The 20,049-nt window shown below is 61.9% G+C and carries 22 protein-coding genes and 1 tRNA gene; 8 read left to right on the forward strand and 15 right to left on the reverse strand.

The genetic code is table 11. The features are described 5' to 3' along the window. Positions 1-18: 18 nt before the first annotated feature. From NKI58_RS14890 to NKI58_RS14910, 5 genes are read right to left on the reverse strand one after another with little or no spacing between them, the layout of a single operon-like run. Positions 19-1,470, reverse strand: a complete 1,452-nt coding sequence (locus NKI58_RS14890) for a hydrogenase 4 subunit F (RefSeq protein ID WP_023675518.1) — start codon at positions 1,468-1,470, stop codon at positions 19-21. Continuing rightward, positions 1,467-2,129, reverse strand: coding sequence for a hydrogenase-4 component E (locus NKI58_RS14895; RefSeq protein WP_023675519.1), 663 nt, complete (start codon positions 2,127-2,129; stop codon positions 1,467-1,469). The genes NKI58_RS14890 and NKI58_RS14895 overlap by 4 nt, the downstream gene beginning before the upstream one ends. Next, complete coding sequence (locus NKI58_RS14900; RefSeq protein WP_352568057.1) at positions 2,129-3,085, reverse strand: respiratory chain complex I subunit 1 family protein; 957 nt, start codon at positions 3,083-3,085, stop codon at positions 2,129-2,131. The genes NKI58_RS14895 and NKI58_RS14900 overlap by 1 nt, the downstream gene beginning before the upstream one ends. After that, complete coding sequence (hyfB, locus tag NKI58_RS14905) at positions 3,076-5,097, reverse strand: hydrogenase 4 subunit B (protein WP_502896717.1); 2,022 nt, start codon at positions 5,095-5,097, stop codon at positions 3,076-3,078. The genes NKI58_RS14900 and hyfB overlap by 10 nt, the downstream gene beginning before the upstream one ends. Continuing rightward, positions 5,094-5,408: a helix-turn-helix domain-containing protein gene (locus NKI58_RS14910; RefSeq protein ID WP_023675522.1), complete on the reverse strand. Its 315-nt coding sequence runs from the start codon at positions 5,406-5,408 to the stop codon at positions 5,094-5,096. Before NKI58_RS14910 ends, hyfB begins: the two co-directional genes overlap by 4 nt. Before the next feature lie 209 nt (positions 5,409-5,617). On the opposite strand from NKI58_RS14910, the gene NKI58_RS14915 reads away from it, so the two are divergent. After that, a complete protein-coding gene (locus NKI58_RS14915) occupies positions 5,618-6,088 on the forward strand; it encodes a hypothetical protein (RefSeq protein WP_352568056.1) in 471 nt (156 codons plus the stop codon). On the opposite strand, the gene NKI58_RS14920 is transcribed toward NKI58_RS14915, so the two are convergent. Further along, positions 6,083-6,159, reverse strand: a tRNA-Met gene (locus NKI58_RS14920). The genes NKI58_RS14915 and NKI58_RS14920 overlap by 6 nt on opposite strands. 236 nt (positions 6,160-6,395) lie before the next feature. Here NKI58_RS14920 and NKI58_RS14925 point away from each other — a divergent pair. Continuing rightward, a complete protein-coding gene (locus tag NKI58_RS14925) occupies positions 6,396-7,370 on the forward strand; it encodes a Gfo/Idh/MocA family protein (RefSeq protein WP_352452922.1) in 975 nt (324 codons plus the stop codon). A gap of 13 nt (positions 7,371-7,383) precedes the next feature. Here the strand turns inward: NKI58_RS14925 and mnmA are convergent, their stop codons facing one another. After that, complete coding sequence (gene mnmA, locus NKI58_RS14930; protein ID WP_023679564.1) at positions 7,384-8,574, reverse strand: tRNA 2-thiouridine(34) synthase MnmA; 1,191 nt, start codon at positions 8,572-8,574, stop codon at positions 7,384-7,386. Positions 8,575-8,835: 261 nt separating this feature from the next. Between mnmA and sciP the strand changes: the two genes are divergently transcribed. Next, positions 8,836-9,111, forward strand: coding sequence for a CtrA inhibitor SciP (gene sciP, locus NKI58_RS14935; RefSeq protein ID WP_023679563.1), 276 nt, complete (start codon positions 8,836-8,838; stop codon positions 9,109-9,111). 57 nt (positions 9,112-9,168) lie between these two features. Here the strand turns inward: sciP and NKI58_RS14940 are convergent, their stop codons facing one another. Continuing rightward, positions 9,169-10,095 carry an NADP-dependent oxidoreductase gene (locus tag NKI58_RS14940; RefSeq protein ID WP_352568055.1) on the reverse strand — a complete coding sequence of 309 codons (927 nt, stop codon included), beginning with the start codon at positions 10,093-10,095 and terminating at the stop codon, positions 9,169-9,171. A gap of 93 nt (positions 10,096-10,188) precedes the next feature. Here NKI58_RS14940 and NKI58_RS14945 point away from each other — a divergent pair, with 93 nt between their 5' ends. Continuing rightward, the gene (locus NKI58_RS14945; protein WP_352568054.1) at positions 10,189-10,584 is read left to right on the forward strand and encodes a winged helix-turn-helix transcriptional regulator; all 396 of its coding nucleotides are present in this window, start codon (positions 10,189-10,191) and stop codon (positions 10,582-10,584) included. A 62-nt stretch (positions 10,585-10,646) separates the two neighbouring features. On the opposite strand, the gene NKI58_RS14950 is transcribed toward NKI58_RS14945, so the two are convergent. Beyond that, positions 10,647-11,024: a flagellar export protein FliJ gene (locus NKI58_RS14950; RefSeq protein ID WP_023719275.1), complete on the reverse strand. Its 378-nt coding sequence runs from the start codon at positions 11,022-11,024 to the stop codon at positions 10,647-10,649. Between the two features lie 451 nt (positions 11,025-11,475). On the opposite strand from NKI58_RS14950, the gene ctrA reads away from it, so the two are divergent. Then, positions 11,476-12,171 (forward strand): response regulator transcription factor CtrA, encoded by a 696-nt coding sequence (gene ctrA, locus NKI58_RS14955; protein ID WP_006203583.1) that lies wholly within the window; start codon positions 11,476-11,478, stop codon positions 12,169-12,171. Between the two features lie 104 nt (positions 12,172-12,275). Here ctrA and NKI58_RS14960 read toward each other — a convergent pair whose 3' ends face one another. Further along, a complete protein-coding gene (locus NKI58_RS14960; RefSeq protein ID WP_352586705.1) occupies positions 12,276-12,644 on the reverse strand; it encodes a response regulator in 369 nt (122 codons plus the stop codon). A 238-nt stretch (positions 12,645-12,882) separates the two neighbouring features. Next, entirely contained in the window at positions 12,883-13,512 is a 630-nt protein-coding gene (chpT, locus tag NKI58_RS14965) for a histidine phosphotransferase ChpT (protein ID WP_023679558.1), read from the reverse strand. Between the two features lie 340 nt (positions 13,513-13,852). Here chpT and NKI58_RS14970 point away from each other — a divergent pair, with 340 nt between their 5' ends. Both NKI58_RS14970 and NKI58_RS14975 read left to right on the forward strand, forming a co-directional pair. Further along, positions 13,853-14,434 carry a DUF1134 domain-containing protein gene (locus NKI58_RS14970; protein WP_023679557.1) on the forward strand — a complete coding sequence of 194 codons (582 nt, stop codon included), beginning with the start codon at positions 13,853-13,855 and terminating at the stop codon, positions 14,432-14,434. Positions 14,435-14,581: 147 nt separating this feature from the next. Beyond that, positions 14,582-15,745, forward strand: a complete 1,164-nt coding sequence (locus NKI58_RS14975) for a coiled-coil domain-containing protein (RefSeq protein ID WP_352853435.1) — start codon at positions 14,582-14,584, stop codon at positions 15,743-15,745. A gap of 33 nt (positions 15,746-15,778) precedes the next feature. Here the strand turns inward: NKI58_RS14975 and NKI58_RS14980 are convergent, their stop codons facing one another. Continuing rightward, the gene (locus tag NKI58_RS14980; protein ID WP_352575710.1) at positions 15,779-16,576 is read right to left on the reverse strand and encodes a TrmH family RNA methyltransferase; all 798 of its coding nucleotides are present in this window, start codon (positions 16,574-16,576) and stop codon (positions 15,779-15,781) included. 313 nt (positions 16,577-16,889) lie between these two features. Between NKI58_RS14980 and NKI58_RS14985 the strand changes: the two genes are divergently transcribed. Continuing rightward, the gene (locus NKI58_RS14985; RefSeq protein ID WP_352575712.1) at positions 16,890-17,894 is read left to right on the forward strand and encodes a L,D-transpeptidase; all 1,005 of its coding nucleotides are present in this window, start codon (positions 16,890-16,892) and stop codon (positions 17,892-17,894) included. 88 nt (positions 17,895-17,982) lie between these two features. Here NKI58_RS14985 and NKI58_RS14990 read toward each other — a convergent pair whose 3' ends face one another. From NKI58_RS14990 to NKI58_RS15000, 3 genes are all read right to left on the reverse strand, one after another. Continuing rightward, the gene (locus NKI58_RS14990; protein ID WP_292663671.1) at positions 17,983-18,321 is read right to left on the reverse strand and encodes an ArsR/SmtB family transcription factor; all 339 of its coding nucleotides are present in this window, start codon (positions 18,319-18,321) and stop codon (positions 17,983-17,985) included. A gap of 173 nt (positions 18,322-18,494) precedes the next feature. Beyond that, entirely contained in the window at positions 18,495-19,256 is a 762-nt protein-coding gene (locus tag NKI58_RS14995) for a HugZ family pyridoxamine 5'-phosphate oxidase (protein ID WP_352645109.1), read from the reverse strand. Positions 19,257-19,272: 16 nt separating this feature from the next. Then, a complete protein-coding gene (locus NKI58_RS15000; protein WP_352645107.1) occupies positions 19,273-20,034 on the reverse strand; it encodes an SDR family NAD(P)-dependent oxidoreductase in 762 nt (253 codons plus the stop codon). Positions 20,035-20,049 lie beyond the last annotated feature (15 nt).

The following is a 20,049-nucleotide window of genomic DNA, read 5'->3' on the forward strand; positions in this document are numbered from 1 at the left end:
GCTCTTTCTCTCCTCTGCTCACCCCAGGATACTTGCGACGTGCTGGAACCATGTGACCAGCGGTGGCGGCAGATAGATGCCGGCGGCAAACACCAACGCCAAGTGGGAATACATCGGAATGTAGGACGCCTCGGCGGGTGCAGTGCTGCCGCGCGGTTCGCCGAAAGCGACGCCGGTCAGTCGAAGCAGCAGGGCGCCGAAAGCGAGCAGAATCCCGAAAACCAACGGCATCGCCAAAAGAGGGTGTCTTGCAAATGTCGAACTCACGACCAGGAATTCGCTCATGAAGATACCGAGCGGAGGGAGGCCGGCAATGGCAACGACGCCGATGACGAGCGCCCAGCCAAGGGCAGGATGTGTTTCCGTCAGTCCCCGGATTTCGGCGATGTTCTGTGTCCCCTTGACCTGGGCAATGTGGCCGACCGTGAAAAAGATCGCCGACTTGGTCAGGCTGTGCATGACCATGTGCAGCAGCCCGGCAAAATTGGCGAGCGGGCCTCCTATGCCGAAGGCGAACACGATGATGCCCATGTGCTCGATCGAGGAGTACGCGAACAGGCGTTTGATGTCGCGGCGGCGGTAGAGCATGAAGGCCGCGAAGACAAGCGACGTCAGTCCCATCGTGATCATCAATGGCCCAGGTGCGATCGCTTCCGGGCTTGCCGCGAGCAACAGCTTGAAGCGCAGCACGGCATAGAGTGCGACGTTTAACAGCAAGCCCGACAGCACTGCGGAAATCGGCGTTGGACCCTCAGCATGCGCGTCTGGCAGCCAGGCATGTAAGGGCGCAAGGCCGACCTTCGTCCCGTAGCCGAGCAGCAGAAAGATGAAGGCGACATTGAGCAGAGCCGGATCGAAGCGCGCGGCGTGAGCGATGAGCACCGTCCAGACCATCGCATTCGTCCCCTCGCCAACAACCGGCTGTGCAGCCATGTAGACGAGGATGGTGCCGAACAGTGCGAGCGCGATGCCGACGCTGCCCAGAATGAAATATTTCCAGGCTGCCTCCAGCGCTTCGTGCGTGCGGTAGATGCCGACCATGAGCACGGTGGTCAGCGTGGCAAGCTCCACCGCCACCCACATCAAGCCAATATTGTTCGACACGAACGCCAGGTTCATGCCGAACATCATGACCTGGTACATTGCGTGATAAAACCGCAAGTTCGGGACTGTCAGCCGCCCGCTCTCCAGTTCGTGGGCAATGTAGGAAGCGCTGAAGACGCTGGTGGTGAAGCCGACGAATGTGTTGAGCACGATGAAGACGATGTTGAGATCGTCGACGAGCAGATACTGCCCAGGCTGCGGGCGGTCGGTGACAAGAAGCGACAGGGCGGCGAGCAAGGTCAGCAAGCTCGCAGCGACATTGACGCCCGCCGATATCCGGTATTTCGGCAGCGCCGCCAGAAGTGCGGCCGCGAAGACCGGTATCAGCAAAATGGCGGCCACCGCATCGAGGGAAAACGCGGTCAACGGTGTTCTCCCCTGTAGTCGTCGAGCGCGCCGACATCCACCGAATCGAACCTCTCGCGGATGCGGAACAGGAAGACTCCGATGACGATGAAGGCGATAAGGATCGAGAAGGCGACACTGATCTCGACGACCAGAGGCATGCCCTTGGCCCCCGTGGCGGCGAGGACCAGACCGTTCTCGAGCGACATGAATCCGACAACTTGGCTGACGGCGTTGCGGCGGGTGACCATCACCAGCAGCCCCAGCAAAATGATGGACAGCGCGAAAGCCAGGTCCTCGCGGGCGAGGGGATCAGCCTCGGGAGTGACGCGCAGCATCAGGACCATGGACAGGGTCACCAGGCCTATCCCCGCAAGCATCGTCGTACCGATGCCGACGGCGGTCTCGACGTCACGATGGATGCCGAGCCGCTGAATGATGCGATGAAGCCCGACAGGAATGACGATCGCCTTGAAGACGAGGGCGATCGCCGCCGTGACGTAGAGATGATGCGCGTCCTGAATGTATGCCTGCCAAGCTACGGACAGGGCCAGCACGATTGCATGAAGCGCAAAAACGTTGATCAGAGCAAAGAGGCGATCCTGATACAGCATCATGAAACTGACCAGCACTAGGCCGCCGGCGAGCAGGTGAGCGATGTCGAAGGTGAGGCCGTTCATCAGAGGCTCCGCGAGACGAACAGCAGGAGCGTGCCAAGCAGGGCCAGCATCAGCGCTGCCCCGAGGAAATCCGGGACGCGGAAGACGCGCATCTTGGCGATGGCAGTCTCAAACACGGCGAGGAGAACGCCACATACGGCAAGCTTGCCAAAATAGGCGACGACACCCGGAGCAAGGGATTCCAGTCCTGCCCCGGCGCTCGCCAGGCCCCAAGGTAGGAAGACGCAGGAAATCAGCGACACATAGAGCAGAAGCTTGAGGAAGGCGGCAAACTCGATCATCGCCAGATGGCGACCGGAATATTCCAGCACCATCGCCTCATGAACCATGGTGAGTTCCAGATGGGTCGATGGGTTGTCCACGGGTATGCGGGCGTTTTCGGCGATCGCCACCATCACGAGGGCGATGAGCGACATCCCGAGCGACACCCGCAAGCCAACCTCCGGTGACCCCATGAAGGCGGCGACCGTTGAGAGTTGCGTAGCACCCGCGACGAGCGCCAGGCTGAACACGATGAGCAGCATGGCGGGTTCGGCCAGCGAAGCGATCATCACCTCGCGGCTCGAGCCGATGCCGCCGAAGCTCGTGCCGACGTCCATGCCTGCCAGCGCCAGGAAGAACCGGGCGCTTCCCAGCAGTGCGACAATGGCTATGAGATCGGCGGTCCAACTGAATGTAAGGCCGGCGGCGAATGTCGGGATGAGCGCCGCGCCGACCCAGGTGGTGGCAAAGATCAGATAGGGCGTCACGCGAAACAGCCAGGATGCGTTGTCCGCCAGAACGACTTCCTTGCGCATCAGCCGCAAGAGATCGCGGTAAGGTTGGATCAGGGAAGGACCCTGGCGGCGCAAGAGCCGTGCCTTCACCTTGCGCACGAATCCGGTCAGGAGCGGCGCCAGCAAAAGCACCAGCGCCATCTGCGCGCCTTGAACGGCCAACTCGAGAATCACGGCCATAGTGCGAGCACCAGGAGCAGGACAATGAGAAAGAGAAAGACGAGGGTCAGGTAGCGCCTGATCGTCAGGAACTGCAGATGGTTGAGGTGGTCGGTCGCAAAGTCGAGGGCCCGGCCGATAGGCAGGTACAGCGTCTCCCAGATCACATCATGCATTTCGACATTCAGACGAGCCGGACCGGTCTCGCCAGGTGCCGGCATTTCGACGGTTTCCCTTGCACGGAATACGAACGTGCCGAAGACGCGGCGGATAGGCTGCGCGAAGCTGACGGCCGTGTACTGCGAGCTCGGGACCACATCCGGGAAGCCACAACCCCAGGCGGGACCCCGACGGAGTGCATGTGATGCAAAGCGATGGATCACATATGCCGCAGCGGATGCGGAAAAGGCGATGAACAGGAACACCAACAGGCCGTTGTAGGAACTGCGGCTCGCTGCAATCGGCACGATAGACAGCCAGGGCTGGGCCATCTGCACAGGCATCCGACTGCCGATCAGTGGCAGTGTCACCGATGAGAGGCCGTCTATCACAAGACCGGGCAGAATGCCGGCCAGGAGACAAAGGGCAGCGAGAATGAACAATGCCGCCAGCGAGTAGCGGTCGACCTCATGCGCCAGTTCCACCGCGGCCGAGCGTGGCCGGCCGAGGAATGTAATCCCGAACGCCTTTACAAAGCAGGCCGCGGCCAGTGCCGCTGACAGCGCCAGCAGACCGCCAACGGCGGGCACCATGACCTTCAGTCCCCATTGTGGCAGATCGGGGCTCTGCAATATGGCCTGAAAGGCCAGCCATTCGGAGACGAAGCCGTTGAAGGGTGGAAGTGCCGAGATCGCGACGCAACCGACGAGAAAGGCAAAACTTGTAAAGGGCATGCGGTGGATGAGACCGCCCAGCTTCTCCATATCCCGCTCTCCGGTTGCCGTCAGAACGGCGCCCGCGCCGAAAAACAGCAGGCTCTTGAAAAAGGAATGGTTGAGGACGTGGAACAGCGCGGCGGTGAGGGCCAGCGCTGCAGCCGATGGCATGGCGTTCGCCTTGAAAGCGAGCGCGAGACCAAGGCTTACGAAGATGACGCCGATGTTTTCAATGGTGCTATAGGCAAGCAGTCGCTTCAGGTCCTTTTCCATCAGCGCGTAGAGGATGCCGAGAACCGCCGTCAGGCCGCCAAGGAAAAGCACGGCAACGCCCGACCACCATGCCGGCTCACCGAGCAGATCGAAAATAACGCGTATGAAGCCATAGACTGCGACCTTGGTCATCACGCCGCTCATGAGAGCCGAGACGTGGCTTGGCGCGGCCGGATGAGCGAGTGGCAGCCAAACGTGAAGCGGGACGAGTCCAGCCTTGGAGCCGGCGCCCAGCAGCATGAGAACCAGGACGAAAGCAGCGGCGAACGGGGTCGGGTCGGCGGCTCGCATCGCGTCGAATGTGTAGGTTCCATCGGATCCGGCGAGCAGGCCGAACGCAAGCAGCAGCGCGAGTGTGCCGAAGCTCGCCATCACGAGATAGATGTAGCCCGCCCGCGCATTGTCCTGCTCGCGATGGTGCGCCATGACGAGCGCCCAGGAGGCGAGCGACATGAATTCCCAAGAAAGCAGGAAAGTGAAGGCGTCGTCGGCCACCACGACAAGGTTCATTCCGGCTAGGAAAGCCGGGAAGAACGGCAGCACCCGATGCGGCGCAGACTCATGCCTGCCGTAGCCGAGGCCATAAAGGCTGGCCATGGAGCCGCCGAAGTTGACGACGATGAGGAAGAAAGTCGAGAGCGCATCCAAACGGAAATGAGCGCCAATCCATGGCAATCCAAGAGGCAACACCACAGTCGACGGGGTGACGGGATTGTCGGCGATGCGGCTCGCGAGAACCATGAGCACGGCCGCCGATATACCTAGCGTCAAGCCGTAGATCAGGCGTGTTCCCGAGTCGGATCTGCGGCTTTCCGCAATCGCAAGCACCGCAGTCCCCAGGAGCGCAGCGACGCCCCACAGGAGGACCGCGGCCCCCGAAATCACGCCACGCTCCTCACGGGGAGTTTGGCATCCGTATCGACCCCGCCAAGGATTTTGGCGGGGTCAAAATCCGCTTTCAGTCGCACGCCGCGCCCGCCGATTTGGCTGGAGGCGCCTTCAGCGATCAATTCCACGCCGGCGAGGTCAAGTGCCCCGATCAGCTTCATGAGAGAATCGACGTTACCCCGAATAATCGACTCGCTGGCTTCCATGCGTTGAATTGTCGGCACGGAAAGACCGGACAATTCGGCAAGCCTGCGCTGGTCGATGCCAAGGAGCGCCCTCGCGGCACGCAACTGTGGAGCAGTTATCACGGTCGCATCCCCCTTTTTGATCAGCTTTGAGATATTATCTCTACGTCTTGCAGCATATATTAAAATGCGGCGCATTCAATTAGTGATGCGTGGCGCATCTGTCTTGAGGCTGTAGAAAACCGGGCGATACGCCCTGCGCCTCGAACCAAAGCCATGCGGCCGTTCCCGTCACTGCCAGTCTTGTCGCCAGCCGTCTCGGATTGCGCGTGATGGCGCCGGCGATGGGCCTTATCTCGGCCGGCCACTCGATTGGAGCCGCCGCGGGCTACAGGCCTTTTCAGGATCCGACCGGCACCTGGACCGTCAATGATGCTCGTACCGGGCGGCCCGCCGAGATGGGCAGCCGAACCATCGTTGGAATGAACCAGCACGATCCCGAGGAACTCGCCGATCTCCTCAACGGGCTGAATGCACAAAGGCAATCTGGTTCTGCGGACGGAATTTCTGAAGAAAGCGTAGGAGAGCCACCGCTGCGATGGGATGTTGTCTCGAGGCTTGTACGGGAGTGCAATCTAGAGCACCGAAACGTCATGGCCCTCGCAGCTATCGGATCGCCCTGTCTTGAGAGAAGCGCCCTGCTGCAAAACCGGGTGTCAAAATTGCAAAATCGCGCGACCCGCTACATGAGACGACTGGCACCGTACATCTCTATGTATCTGATTTTTCTTGGAATTTGGTAGCGGGAGAGGGACTTGAACCCCCGACCCCAGGATTATGATTCCCGTGCTCTAACCAACTGAGCTACCCCGCCAAGGCGGCGAAGGCCCGAAATCCAGCTTAAATCGGCAGGCATATCGGCGCGTTCGCCAAGGTCGCGCGGATATAAGGTTGCGAGGCCAAGCCTGTCAAGCATCGAAGTGGCTGCCGCGCCGGCATATTGCTGGCGCCTAAAGCTTTGCCGGGCAGACATTTGGGCGCACAGGCCGGGGTTGAGTTCAGCGAGGCACGTCGCTATGTCTCGGCCACGAAAGCCATGGTCATGAATTGATGAAACCGCGCATTGCAGTCCTCGGTTGCGGATACTGGGGCAGCAACCACATCCGCACCCTAAAGGCGCTCGGCGCGCTGCATGCGGTTTCGGACGTCAACCCCGCGCGTGCGGAGGGTTTTGCCAGCGAGCAGGATTGCCTGGCGATAGAGCCGGAGGCGCTGTTTGCCCGCGACGATGTCGACGCCATTGTCATGGCGCTGCCGCCGCAGTTCCATGCCGACATGGCGGTGCGCGCCGTGCTCGGCGGCAAGGACGTGCTGGTGGAGAAGCCGATCGCGCTGACGGTGGCCGATGCCGAACGCTCGGTGCAGGCGGCCGCCGATAATGGCCGTGTCTTCATGGTCGGCCACGTGCTGCGCTTTCATCCCGCCTTCGAGACGCTGAAGGCGCTGATCGACAATGGCGAACTCGGCGAAGTCCGCTACATCCATTCGCATCGGCTCGGCCTCGGCAAGTTCCACACCGAAAACGACGCGCTATGGGATCTGGCGCCGCACGATCTGTCGATGATCCTGGCCATCACCGGCACCGAACCGGTCGAAGTGCGCGGCGAAGGCGCTGCTCTTCTCGACAATCTCAGCGACTTTGCGCATCTGCACATGCGCTTTCCCAACGGCCTGCGCGGCCATCTGTTCGCCTCGCGGCTCAACCCTTACCGCGAACGGCGGCTGACCGTTGTCGGCACCAAGGCGATGGCGGTGTTCGACGATGTCGAGCCGTGGGAGCGCAAGCTTGCCGTCTATCGCCACGCGGTGTGGCAGGACAGCGGCCAATGGGCGTTCACCGCCAACGAGCCGTCCTATGTCGCGGTCGGTGAGGGCATGCCGCTGACGCGCGAGCTGGAGCATTTCATCCACTGCATCGAGACGCGGGCCGAACCGCGCACCAGCGGCGAGGAGGCCATCCGCGTGCTGCGCATCCTGACCGCCGGCACCGTCGCCCATACAAGGCCCGCCCATACAAGGCCCTAAAAGAAAACGCCGTCTATTCGGCGGGAACCCGCGCCGGCTGGACGGCAAGCCGCGTCAGCATCGCCTCGGCCTCGGCGCCGCGCTCGGAGCGCTCGATGAAGCCGCCGCCGAACACGCGCGCCTCGTTGCCATCGTCGGAATAGAGCACGCAAGCCTGACCGGGCGCGATGCCGGATTCGCCGTCGACCAGTTCCACCGAAGTGACACCGGCGCGGTGATGCAGCACGGCCGGGCGCGGCGGCCGCGTCGAGCGCACCTTGGCGAAAAGCTCAAGCCCGGCCGCCGGGATAGCGGTCAGCGGGCCATCGCCCAGCCAGTTCATGTTGCGCAAGAAGATCTTGTGGGTCTCCAGCGCCTCGCGCGGGCCGACGACGACGCGGGCCCGGTCGGCGTCGAGATGAACGACGTAGAGCGGCTCGCCCGAGGCGATGCCGATGCCGCGGCGCTGACCGACGGTGTAGCGCAAAATGCCCTCGTGGCGGCCAAGCACGCGCCCGTCTATATGGACGATGTCGCCCGGATTGGCGGCAGCCGGCTTCAGCTTGGCGATGATGTCGGAATATTTGCCCTGCGGCACGAAGCAGATGTCCTGGCTGTCCTGCTTGGCCGCAACCGTCAGTCCCATCTCCTCGGCGATGGCGCGAACCTCAGGCTTCGACAGGCCGCCGAGCGGAAAACGCAGATAGTCGATCTGCGCCTGGGTGGTGGCGAACAGGAAGTAGCTCTGGTCGCGGTCGGCGTCGACCGGCCGGTAAAGCGCGCGGTGGGCGCCATTGGCGCCGGAACGGATGTAGTGGCCGGTCGCCAGCGCGTCGGCGCCGAGTTCCTTGGCGGTCGCAAGAAGGTCGGCGAATTTCACCGTCTGATTGCAGGAAACGCAAGGGATCGGCGTTTCGCCGGCGACATAGCTCTCGGCGAACGGGTCGATCACCGCCTTGCGGAAGCGCTCCTCGTAATCGAGGACGTAATGCGGGATGCCGAGCGTCTCGGAGACGCGGCGGGCATCGTCGATGTCCTGGCCGGCGCAGCATGAGCCGGCCCGGTGCGTCGCCGCGCCGTGGTCATAAAGCTGCAGCGTGACGCCGACGACGTCGTAGCCCTCGCGCTTCAGGAGGCCGGCAACGACCGACGAATCGACACCGCCCGACATGGCGACGACGACGCGGGTGTTTTCGGGGCGTCCGGGAAGATCGAGGCTGTTCATGGTTCTTTCGTTCTGCGCGGCGCTTCAATGCCAATGGCCGGAATATAGGTCAAGCGTCTCGGCTGCGCCAGCTTTGCCGGACCGGCTCATTTTTCCTGCCGGGTTCAATGCGCTTGCCGGCAGATGTTTCAAATGCCGATGAAAAGGCTAACGCCGCGTTCATGATCCTTACCTAACCATTAGGGTCTGCTTAGGCAAATTTTAAAGCTGTGGCGGTAATGTGGTGGGGATTGGGTCTTTGAGTTTTTTGTAGAGAGTACGATGACCGATCTAATTAGACCGCGAGTCAAATATGTTATCGGGCCAGACGGCAGCCCACTTACCATCGCCGATCTGCCGCCGACAAACACACGTCGCTGGGTTATCCGGCGCAAGGCGGAAGTGGTGGCGGCGGTGCGTGGCGGGCTTTTGAGCCTCGAAGAGGCATGCCAGCGCTACAAGCTCACCACCGAGGAATTCCTGTCCTGGCAAGCGTCGATCGACGAATACGGCCTTGCCGGCCTGCGCACCACGCGCATCCAGCAATACCGGCATTAGGCCGATAAGGGCGCTGATCAGCGCCCTTACGTTTGCGAGGGGCGACGATCTGCAATTTCAGACCGTCAGCACCACCTTGCCGATCGGCCTGGTGGCGAGAAAGGCATGGGCGGCACCGGCCTGTTCGAGCGGAAACGCCTTTGCCACGTGGACGGCCAGCTTTTTCGCGTCGATCAATTTGCCGAGCTCCACCAGAGCGGCACGGTCGGGCACTACGGACATGCGCTCGACGCGGATGCCTCGCGTCCTGGCCTTTGCCTTGGTGGCATCGCTGACATCGAGCAGCGACACCAGAACGCCGCCGGCCGTGAGCACTTTCAGTGATTGCTCCGCATGCACGCCGCCGAACGGGTCCAGAACCAGATCGATGTCGCGGGCCTTCCCGGTGAAATCATCCCTTGTGTAGTCGATCACCTCGTCGGCGCCGAGCGAGCGGACGAAATCGAGCTTTTCCGGGCTGGCGGTCGCGACGACGTGAGCGTCGTGCGCCTTGGCGATCTGCACCGCCAGATGGCCGACGCCGCCGGCTCCGGCGTGGATCAGCACGCGCTTGCCAGAATCGAGCCGGCCATGGCGGACAAGGCCTTGCCAGGCCGTCAGGCCGGCCAGCGGCAGCGCGGCGGCTTGCGCGTGATCTATGCCTTCAGGTTTCGGCGCAAGCTCATCAGCCGGGACAGCGGCGAGTTCGGCGTAGGCTGCCGCCTGTTTGGGAAAGCGCGTCATGCCGAACACGGCATCGCCGACCTTGAGGCCGGAGACGCCGGAGCCCAGCGCCTCGACAACTCCCGAAACGTCCCAGCCAAGGACAAAAGGCGGCTCGCCGAGCAGCGGATAGTGGCCGCCGCGCACCGCACCATCGACCGGATTGATGCCGGCCGCCTCGATGCGGACGAGCACTTCGCCGGCCTCGGGTGATGGCGCGGGGCGATCGGCAATGACGAGGACGTCGGGTCCGCCGAAGGAATTCTGGATAATGGCACGCATGGAAGGCTCTCCTGCTGGTTTTGATGTACCACTATCATTTGGATAGTTACATTCTCTTGTCTAGTATGTACCTTTTTGATATATACGCACCTCATGGATAGTGAAGATGTTTCCCCTTTCGGCTATGACGCCTTTCGGCGGTCGTGCCCGTCACACGCCGTGCTCGAGACGCTCGCCAGCAAATGGGTCTACCTGGTGATCTGTGCGCTGCGCCGCGGCCGGCTCCGCAACGGCGAATTGGCGCGCAAGCTCGAAGGCATCACGCCGAAAATGCTGGCGCAGACGCTGCGTATCCTCGAACGCGACGGCCTTGTGCGGCGCGAAATCTTCCCGGTCATTCCGCCGCGGGTCGAATACGAGCTGACCGAACTTGGCCAGAACCTGGCAGGACTGCTCAATCAGATCAGAGCCTGGTCGGAGCAGCATGTGCCCGACATCAAAAATGCGCGCGCACGGGCGGCGGAACAGCAAGAAGATCTGGATGCCTGAGGCGGGCACAGTTCGGTGCGCAGCAATAGCGCGCAAGCGCGACGCGCGTTAAAGTCTTGTTTTCAGCCGATCATGGCGCTGCGGCCGCCGGCTTCCGTGTCGCGCGCCTTGGTGTCGCGCGATTCCAGCATCTCGGCCTTGGAAAGCTCCGCTTCGGCTTCGCTCAACAATGATTCGGCGACATTTCGCTGCTGGGCGAGGTCGCTTTGCGAATTTCTAAGGTTGTCGCGGCGCAGGCGTGCCGCCTTGGCGAAGGTCGGATAAGCAAAATGATTGATGTCGGTGATGCCGGCCTTCTTCTCTTCGGCGGCGATCTGAAGTTCCAGCTCGACGGCCATGCGCTCGAATTCGGCGATCATCATGTCGAGCTGCAGCAGTTGCCGCCGCTTCTCGCTCACCTGAAATTGCTTCAGCCGAACGAGGTTTTCACGTGACTTCATGATTCGGTACTCCCGGAAACGCACACCTGCACATATCGTCCAATTCACCCGGCAAGGCCCAGGCTTGACCCGTTTCCACCGGCTTTCCCCGAACTATGGGAAACAAACTCCTAAAGTTTTTTGCCGGCGGTAACCATTCGTTTACGGGCATTGTTAATCATACGGCTCAGGACTTAAGGGCGGGTAAAAATTCTGCTTCTCGTCGCGAAACCTGGCCAACGAGTCCGAAGAGTCACTTAGTCTGGCTTATTAATGTGCCGCATTAACGGTTTGGGTCTGTGATTCGTTATTGGATTCAACAAGGTGTAGAAAGGGGTTAAAAAATCTGATACCGTCACGGACGGGGAATTAGGTTTTATTAACCATTCGATGGCAGCCTCTGCTCAGGGCAATCACTGCTCCGGTCCTGGACGGGTCGTGAAATGGTCCGGCAGCAGAAAAGGGGAATGAAATGCGCGTTCTGCTGATAGAAGACGACAGTGCAACCGCACAAAGCATCGAGCTGATGCTGAAATCAGAAAGTTTCAATGTCTATACGACCGACCTTGGTGAAGAGGGTGTCGATCTAGGCAAGCTTTATGATTACGACATCATTCTCCTCGACCTCAATCTCCCCGACATGTCGGGCTACGAAGTGTTGAGAACACTCCGCCTTTCCAAGGTGAAGACGCCGATCCTCATCCTCTCCGGCATGGCCGGCATCGAGGACAAGGTGCGCGGCCTCGGCTTCGGCGCCGACGATTACATGACCAAGCCCTTCCACAAGGACGAACTGGTCGCCCGCATCCATGCCATCGTGCGGCGTTCCAAGGGCCATGCCCAGTCGGTCATCACCACCGGCGACCTGGTGGTCAATCTCGACGCCAAGACCGTTGAAGTCGGTGGCCAGCGCGTCCATCTGACCGGCAAGGAATATCAGATGCTGGAACTGCTCTCGCTGCGCAAGGGCACCACGCTGACCAAGGAAATGTTCCTCAACCATCTCTATGGCGGCATGGATGAGCCGGAGCTGAAGATCATCGACGTCTTCATCTGCAAGCTGCGCAAGAAGCTCGACGCCGCGTCTGGCGGGCAGAATTACATCGAGACCGTCTGGGGCCGCGGCTATGTGCTGCGTGAGCCTGAAGATATCCGGGTCAGCGCCTGAACTGAGGGCATGATCCCAAAGTGGGCGCCGTTTTTCGGAAAACAACGCAGTAAAACAATAAGATAGAGCTCATCCCGATTTCATCGAGATTGAACAGGCTCTGATCAGGCGGCAATCTTCAAGGCGCGGAAGCACTCGAGCAGTTGCGGCCGGTTGAACGGCTTCAGCAGGTAGCCCTGGGCGCCGGCGCGCTTTGCCCGCATGATCGCCCCGACGTCGACCTCGACCAGCGAAATCAAAACCTGCGGCGCTACCGGGCTTTCCATGGCGCGCACGCGGCGGATGAGGTCCTGCGCCTGCATGTCCGGCAAGGCGCCGTCGACGACGATGATATCAGGCATGTCGACCGCGCACATCTCGATCGCCTCATGGCCGCTGGCGGCTTCGATCACCATCATGCCGGAACCGCCCAGGATACGCCTTGCAACCTTCCTGATGACGCTCGAATTGTCGACGAACATGCAGCGTTTCATTCCCGGACCCTCTTTGCCATGCGGCAAACCGACAGCGTCGTGGCATCTGCCGGGGAACATAGGCCGATCTGGTAAAGAAGCCGAAAAGCCGTTAGGTAAAATTTTCCTGAAGGTGTTTTAAGCGAAATCTTCTTTCGCAATGCTTCACGCAATTAATCTGCAAGCCGGTCTCACAGATGTTAAGACGACGCCGCAAATATGATTTGGAGAAAATACTTTTCCGGCTCTTAGCAGAACTTCAGACTGCAGAAAGGACGATCTCGTCGGCGGTCGCATGGATCGAAATCGTCATGTTGGCTTCGCGGGCCAGGAGCAGCGTGTAATAGGGCTGCACCGAATGCGCGTCGATCGGCTCTTCCGGCCTGTGGCCGGAATGCAATTCCAGGAATTTGGGCGGCACGCGGAGCATCGGGCCGCTCGCCGCGAGCGCAAAGCGCGGCTCGGTCTCGAGGTTCTCCAGCGTGACCACCAGCCTGCCGCCGCGCGGAATGGCGGCGTTAGCGACGAGGATGAGATTGAGCAGCAGCTTGACCTTGTTCTTGGGCAACAGTGCGCGGGTTCCGTTCCAGATCAGTTCCGGCTTCTCGTTCTTCAGGAAGGCGATGGCCACGGCCTCGGCGTCCCCGGTGTCGATCAGCATGCCGGCGGAACCGGCGGCGCCGAAGGCGATGCGGGCGAATTGCAGGCGGGCGGAGGCGTTTTTGGCGCTTTGGCGGATCAGCTTCATGGCGTCTTCGTCGGCGCCGCCTTCGTCGAGCAGCTCAAGCCCGTTGTTTATGGCGCCGACCGGCGAAATGATGTCGTGGCAGACCCGGCTGCACAGCAGCGCTGCCAGATCGGGTGCGGAAAGGGTGAAAAGCTCGGCCATCGGCAAAAATCCCTGCAAATTTCACAACACAATGACCGGGCGATCATGATCACGCCTGTCCACACGAATCACGCTCTCTCCCAAGCATTCTGAATACACAGCGCTTGTGCGTGCAGCAACAAATCCGAAATCATGATTGTCGAAAATGGCGTGTTCACGCAGCAGGGTGCTGCGCGGGCGATGTGAAAACAGCCTTCGAACCGCCATCTTCATGTGGGAGTTTAATGGTTGAAAAAGGATTACGGCATAGTTTGCCCCTAACAGTCATCCTTAACGGCCGCCAAAGAGCCGTACGGGTGCGAGGCGTCGGCGAAAGTGCTCCCTGACGGAGATTGGAAGCATGGTTTCCCGATTCTACGACCGGACTTTTTTCCGTGTCATCTCAATGACGATCGCGCTCATCGGCCTTGTCGCCTTTTCGGCATCGGCCGCGCGGGCGCAGGAATACACCGCGCAGGAGATCGTCGATTCCGGTCATAAATTCTTCGGCGCGACATCGGGCGGGCTCGCCACCGTCGTCGAGAAGATTTTCGCCACCTATGGCCTGCCGAACGGCTATCTGCTCGGCGAAGAGGGGTCCGGGGCGCTGATCGGTGGCCTGACCTATGGCGAAGGCACGCTCTACACCAAGAATGCCGGCGACCACAAAGTGTTCTGGCAAGGCCCGTCGCTCGGCTGGGATTTCGGCGGCGAGGGCTCGCGCGTCATGATGCTGGTCTACAATCTCGACGATGTGAGCAGCCTCTATAATCGTTTTGGCGGCGTCGCCGGCTCCGCCTATGTCGTCGCCGGCGTCGGTTTCAACGTGCTGAAGAACAACAATGTGCTGCTCGTGCCGATCCGTACCGGCGTCGGCGCCCGTCTCGGCGTCAATCTCGGCTACCTCAAGCTCACCCAACGCGCGACCTGGAATCCGTTCTGACCTGCATGATGGCGCCACTGCGATTGGAGCTGTGATCCCACGGTCTGAGCTTTGCCGCGGCATACTCTTGCCGTGGCGCCGGATTTCCGTCATGCGAAGATGGCAAAGTCGACCTTTGGCGGTTGCCATGCACAACGGATAGTCATCTTGGTCCAGTCGATCCTGTTCTTTGTCCTCGGCTTTCTCTGCGCGGGCTTTCTGGCGCTGATGATTGCTCCGGCCGTGTGGCGGCGGGCGGTGGCGCTGACGCGCAAGCGCGTCGAGGGCTCGATGCCGTTGACGCTGGCCGAGATCCAGGCGGACAAGGATCGCATTCGCGCCGAGTTCGCCGTTTCGGTGCGCCGGCTTGAAATGACCGCCAAATCATTGCGCGAGAAGGCCGCCGAACAGCTGGTCGAGATCGGCCGCGACCGCGAAGCCCTGAAGGAATTGGCGGCCGAGCGACAGGACAAGAACCGGGTCGTCGCCGATCTTACAGCCAGGGGCGAGGAGCTTCGCAAGCGCGATGAGCAGCTGCAGCAGCTGTCGGAACGGCTTGCGGAGACCGAGCGCGCCCTCGAAAAGCGCGGGCTCGAACTGCGGAAACTGGAGCACATGTATGACGACGCCAGTTTTTCATCCAGCAGCAGGCAGATCGAGCTGGTGGCGCGCGAATCCGAGCTGCAGAAGCTGGCGAGCGACATTTCGCTGCTGCGCGGCCAGCGCAAGGAGGCGGACAGGCGCAGCCAGGAATTGGCAGCCGAAAGCAAGGTTTTGCGGGACGCGCTGAAGGCCGAGAAGAAAAGAACCGGCGACCTGGAAAAGAAGGTCGAACGCCTGCTCGCCTCGCTGGCCGATCGCGAGGACAGGCTGGAGCGCCGCGAGAAGGAACTGGTGCGCCTTCGCGAAAAGCCGAAAGGCGCTGAAAGGGCGCCTGCGGTGGGTCTTGCCGGCGTGCCAGGCAGTCAGGTCAATGTGGCCGTCAACGGCGACGTCGAACAGACAACCGCCAAGCTCGACGCCGACCGCGAGCGGCTGGAGGCCAGGCTGACATCGCTGGCACGCGAAAACAGACGGCTGAAGACAGACCTTGCTGCCGTCGAAACGTCGAAATCGCGGACCGGAGACGATACCGGCAGCGCCAGCGCCGCATTGCGCGAAGAGATGAACGATCTGGCGGCGCAAGTCGTGGCCTTGACGGCAAAGCTCGACGGGCCGGATTCACCGATCGCCCGGGCGCTTGCAGCGCCTGAGGATCCGCGGCCGGGGAGAGGCGGACGCAGCCTTGCCGATCGGGTGCGGGCGCTGCAGAAGGCCGCTTCGACCGACTGAGATGCCGCCACTTGGCCGCAAAATGCCCAACTCTCAAATTCCGGAAAAATAATGCAGCGCGATGGCTGACGCGGCGGCGACGTTCAGGCTGTCGAAACCTTGCGCCATACCGATCCGCAGCGTCTGCAGGCGGGCAAGCAGGCTTTCCGGCAGGCCTTCGCCCTCGGTGCCGAGATAGAGCGCCAGCCGCTCGTTTCTCTTGGCATCGCGAATGTCGATCTGCCCGCGCGGCGACAAGGCGAATTGGCTGAAGCCTTGCCGGTCGAGCATGGCGGTGCAGCCGGCGGTATCGGCAAAGCAGGCGAAGGGGACTTTCAAGGCCGCGCCCACCGAGACGCGGATTGCCTTGCGGTACAGCGGATCGCAGCAGGTCGGATCGAGAAGCACGGCATCCGCGCCGAAGGCGGCGGCATTGCGGAAGATCGAGCCCATATTGTCATGATTGGCGATGCCGACCAGCACCACGATCAGCGCGCGGGCGGGCAGTGTGCCGAGCAAGACCTCAGCGGAGATGGCCGCACCTTTGCGGCCGATCGCCAATATGCCGCGATGCATGTGGAATCCGGCAATCCTGTCGATGATTTCGCCGGATGCGACATAGATCGGAAGCCCGGCAGGCGCCTTGCGCAGGACGTCATCGAGGCCGGCCAGCCGGTTCTCGAGCACCAGCACCGATTCTGCCTCGAACCGACGGGCGGCAAGCAGCGTGTCGAGCACCACCTTGCCTTCGGCGACGAAACGGCCCTGCCGGCCGGCAAGATCGCGTTCCCGGATGTCGAGATAGGCGGCGACGCGAGGATCCTGCGGGTCGTCTATGCGGATCGGATTCATGGCTTCCTCGGCGGACCCTGGCGTCGGCCGCGAATCGGGATTCGGATTCGGAAGGCACGATGCCGGATCCGAAGCTCTGACCGTATCTCAGCGTCCAAATGGATGCACGCCGTTCTAACGGTCAAATCCAATCACTAGGCGCCGGGCGGAGACGCCCTGCCTGGCCCTCCTGGCGGCACGGCGATATTTGATTTCCGCGGCGCGGCTCTTCGGCCAAGCCGCTTCAATGCAGAATTTCGATGGGCGAAGGAACCACACAGGGCCATGCCGCGTCATAGAGGCGGGCTCCTGCTGCGGTCCTGGGAGGACATCGATGATCAGGCTCCTCCTCGTCTTTGCCGCCACGCTTGCCCTCGCATGCGGCGTGGCTCGCGCGGCCAAGCTCGATCCAGCCACCGTCAATCAGGCCCAATTCACCATCGGCGAACCGAAGGGCGTCGATCCGATGCTGCTGAAGGCGCAGATCCTTCTGGATCGCGCCCGCTTCTCGCCGGGCCTCATCGACGGCCGCCTTTCCCAGAACTTCGCCAAAGCCGTCGCCGCGTTTCAGGCGGCAAACGGACTTCCGCCCGATGGCAAGCTCGATCCACAGACCTGGAGCAACCTCATCGCAACCTCCGCCAAGCCGGTGCTGGTGACCTATGAGGTGATGCGCAAGGATGTGCGTGGACCGTTCACCCGGCGTATTCCCGCCCGCTTGGAGAGGATGGCCCGCTTGCGGCGGCTCGGCTACCGCAATGCGGTGGAGAGGTTGGCTGAGCGCTTCCACGTCAGCGAACAATTGCTGCGAATGCTCAATCCGGGCACCAGCCTCAGGAAACCAGGCAGGACGTTGGTGGTGCCTGATGTCGGCAGAGGCGACCCTCCCGCCGGCGTTGCCGCCGTCGAGGTCGACAAGGGCGCCCGCCTGGTGCGTGTGCTCGACCGTGCCGGCAAATGGCTGGCGGTCTACCCCGCCTCGATTGGGAGCGACGAGAAGCCGGCGCCAAGCGGCATGGCGGAGGTCAGGCGCGTGGTGCACAACCCTACCTATCACTACGATCCGGACTTCGCTTTCAAGGGGGTCAAGACCAAGCGGCCCTTCACCATCGCTGCCGGGCCGAACAATCCCGTGGGATCGGTCTGGATCGATCTCTCCATCGAAAGCTACGGCATCCACGGCGCGCCCGAACCGGGCAAGATCGGCACGACCTTTTCGCATGGCTGCATCCGGTTGACCAATTGGGATGCCGGAGACCTTGCCTCCATGGTGCAGCCGGGCACGAAAGTCGAGTTCAAGGATGAGATTGCGCAGGCCGCCGACGAGCGCGTTCAATAGCAAGGCTGACTTGGCAGCAAGGCAGACTTGGCAGCAAGGCGGACTTGGCAGCAAAGCGGATTTGGCGGGGCGTTCTCCGCCCGGCCGCTCAGGTCCCGGCGCGACGCAGCCGGTGAGCCATCTGCGACAGTTCACCTTCGCCAAAAATGCCGTCCAGCATATGCAGCAATTCGCGCACCGCCTCGGATTTGCAGGAATAATAGATCATTTGCCGGTCGCGGCGGGTCTCGACAAGGTCGGAAGCCCTGAGCTTGGCCAGATGCTGCGACAGGGCGGACTGGCTGAGCGACACCTTCTCGGCTATGGCGCCGACCGACATTTCGCCCTCGGCCAGATAGCTCATGATCAACAAACGTTTTTCGTTGCCCATCAGCGTCAGAAACGCAGCCGCGGTTCCGGCGTTGGCGACTAGCTTGTTCGAGACCATAGATCCCCCATGCCTTCTTGCTCATCCGCCGCTATGGGGGCAATAGCGTCGGATTCCATAGACTTTCCCTATAGATGCACGCCAGCGATTCAGCGTCACTCGCAAAGGTAGAACATTTCGCTCAAATCTCAAGGCTTGCTTTCCATGCAAGCCGATTAACTGTGCGGCTGTGATTAATTTGCCGATCGGGCAGCCTTTGCCATGTCAATCAGGACAGGCCTGAGGTCGCGCGCCGCTCTCAGCGGCTCGGGGAAGAAAACCCGACAGACATTGTCGCCCGATACGAGATCCATCCCGTCGGCGTCGAACCCGGTGACGATCCAGCCGTCACTCTCGGCCCCGCCGAAATGACTTGCGTAGAGGGCAATCGCATCGAGATGGTCGGCGTTCATGTGGTCGAGCGCCGATTGCTCGCCGGCGGCAAGCTCTTCGACGATCGCTCCCGTCGCGACCAGATCGGTGCGGTCGAGCAGATAGGCCTTGCCGAAGCCGCCGTTCAGGCTGGCGCGCTCCGGTTCGAGCCGGAAGATCGAGAAGTCGCCGAGCCCGGCATAGAGTTTTGCCTTGGGATTGCGGTTGAGGTAGCGCCGCTCGGCGCGGGCGTGCTCGTTCGAGCCGCGTTCGAGCCGCAGGGCGCGGCAGACGAGCGTCAATCGCGGATGCGCCAGCGGATCGCCCTTGCCGGGTTCGCCGACGAGCAACGAGCAGCGCGGGTCGGCAAGGATGGCGCCGGTATGGGCGGACAGCATCGATACCAGGATCAACGGCGTGCCGTCGATGTCTGTGGCGACGCCGACCCGGCTGGCCAGCGGCGAACCGGTTCCCGGTTCGAGCACTGCCAACGCGCCGAAACGGGCGCTGCGGATCAGCGTCTTTGCCAGCCTGATCGCCTCGGTATCGGTCGCGCGGATCACGTCTTTCCTGGGTTCGTCCAAGGCATCACCGTCGCATTTATTTCGGCGCCATGCGGATGGCGCCGTCGAGGCGAATGGTCTCGCCGTTGAGCATCTGGTTCTCGATGATGTGCAAGGCAAGTGCCGCGTATTCCGAAGGCTCGCCCAAACGGGAAGGGAAGGGCACAGCGGCGCCGAGCGAATCCTGCACCTCCTGCGGCATGCCGGCCATCATCGGCGTCCTGAAGATGCCGGGCGCGATGGTGCAGACGCGAATGCCGGAGCGGGCGAGATCGCGCGCCACCGGCAGCGTCATGCCGACGACGCCGGCCTTGGAGGCGGAATAGGCGGCCTGGCCGATCTGGCCGTCATAGGCTGCGACCGACGCGGTGTTGACGATGACGCCGCGCTCGCCGCCCTGCAGCGGCTCGAGCCTGGCGATCCGGTCGGCAACCAGGCGAATCATGTTGAAGGTGCCGACCAGATTGACCTCGATCACCTTGCGGTATTGATCGAGCGGATGCGGTCCGTCCTTGCCGATCGTCTTCATGCCGATAACGATGCCGGCGCAATTGACCAGGATGCGCGGTGCGCCGAGCGTCTCTGCCGCTTCCGCGACTGCGGCGGCACCGCTCTCGGCGTCGCTCACATCGCATCGGACGGCGATGCCGCCGATGTCAGCCGCCACCTTGGCCGCACGCTCGATACCGAGATCGAGGACGGCAACCCTGGCGCCGCCGGCGGCAAGTGCGCGCGCCGTCGCCTCGCCAAGGCCGGAGCCGCCACCGGTGACGATCACAATCTGGCCGTTCGGGTTCATCTCGACGTCCTCCTC

The sequence above is a fragment of the Mesorhizobium sp. M0522 genome, assembly GCF_040321085.1.
In the GTDB taxonomy this organism is placed as follows: Bacteria; Pseudomonadota; Alphaproteobacteria; order Rhizobiales; family Rhizobiaceae; genus Mesorhizobium.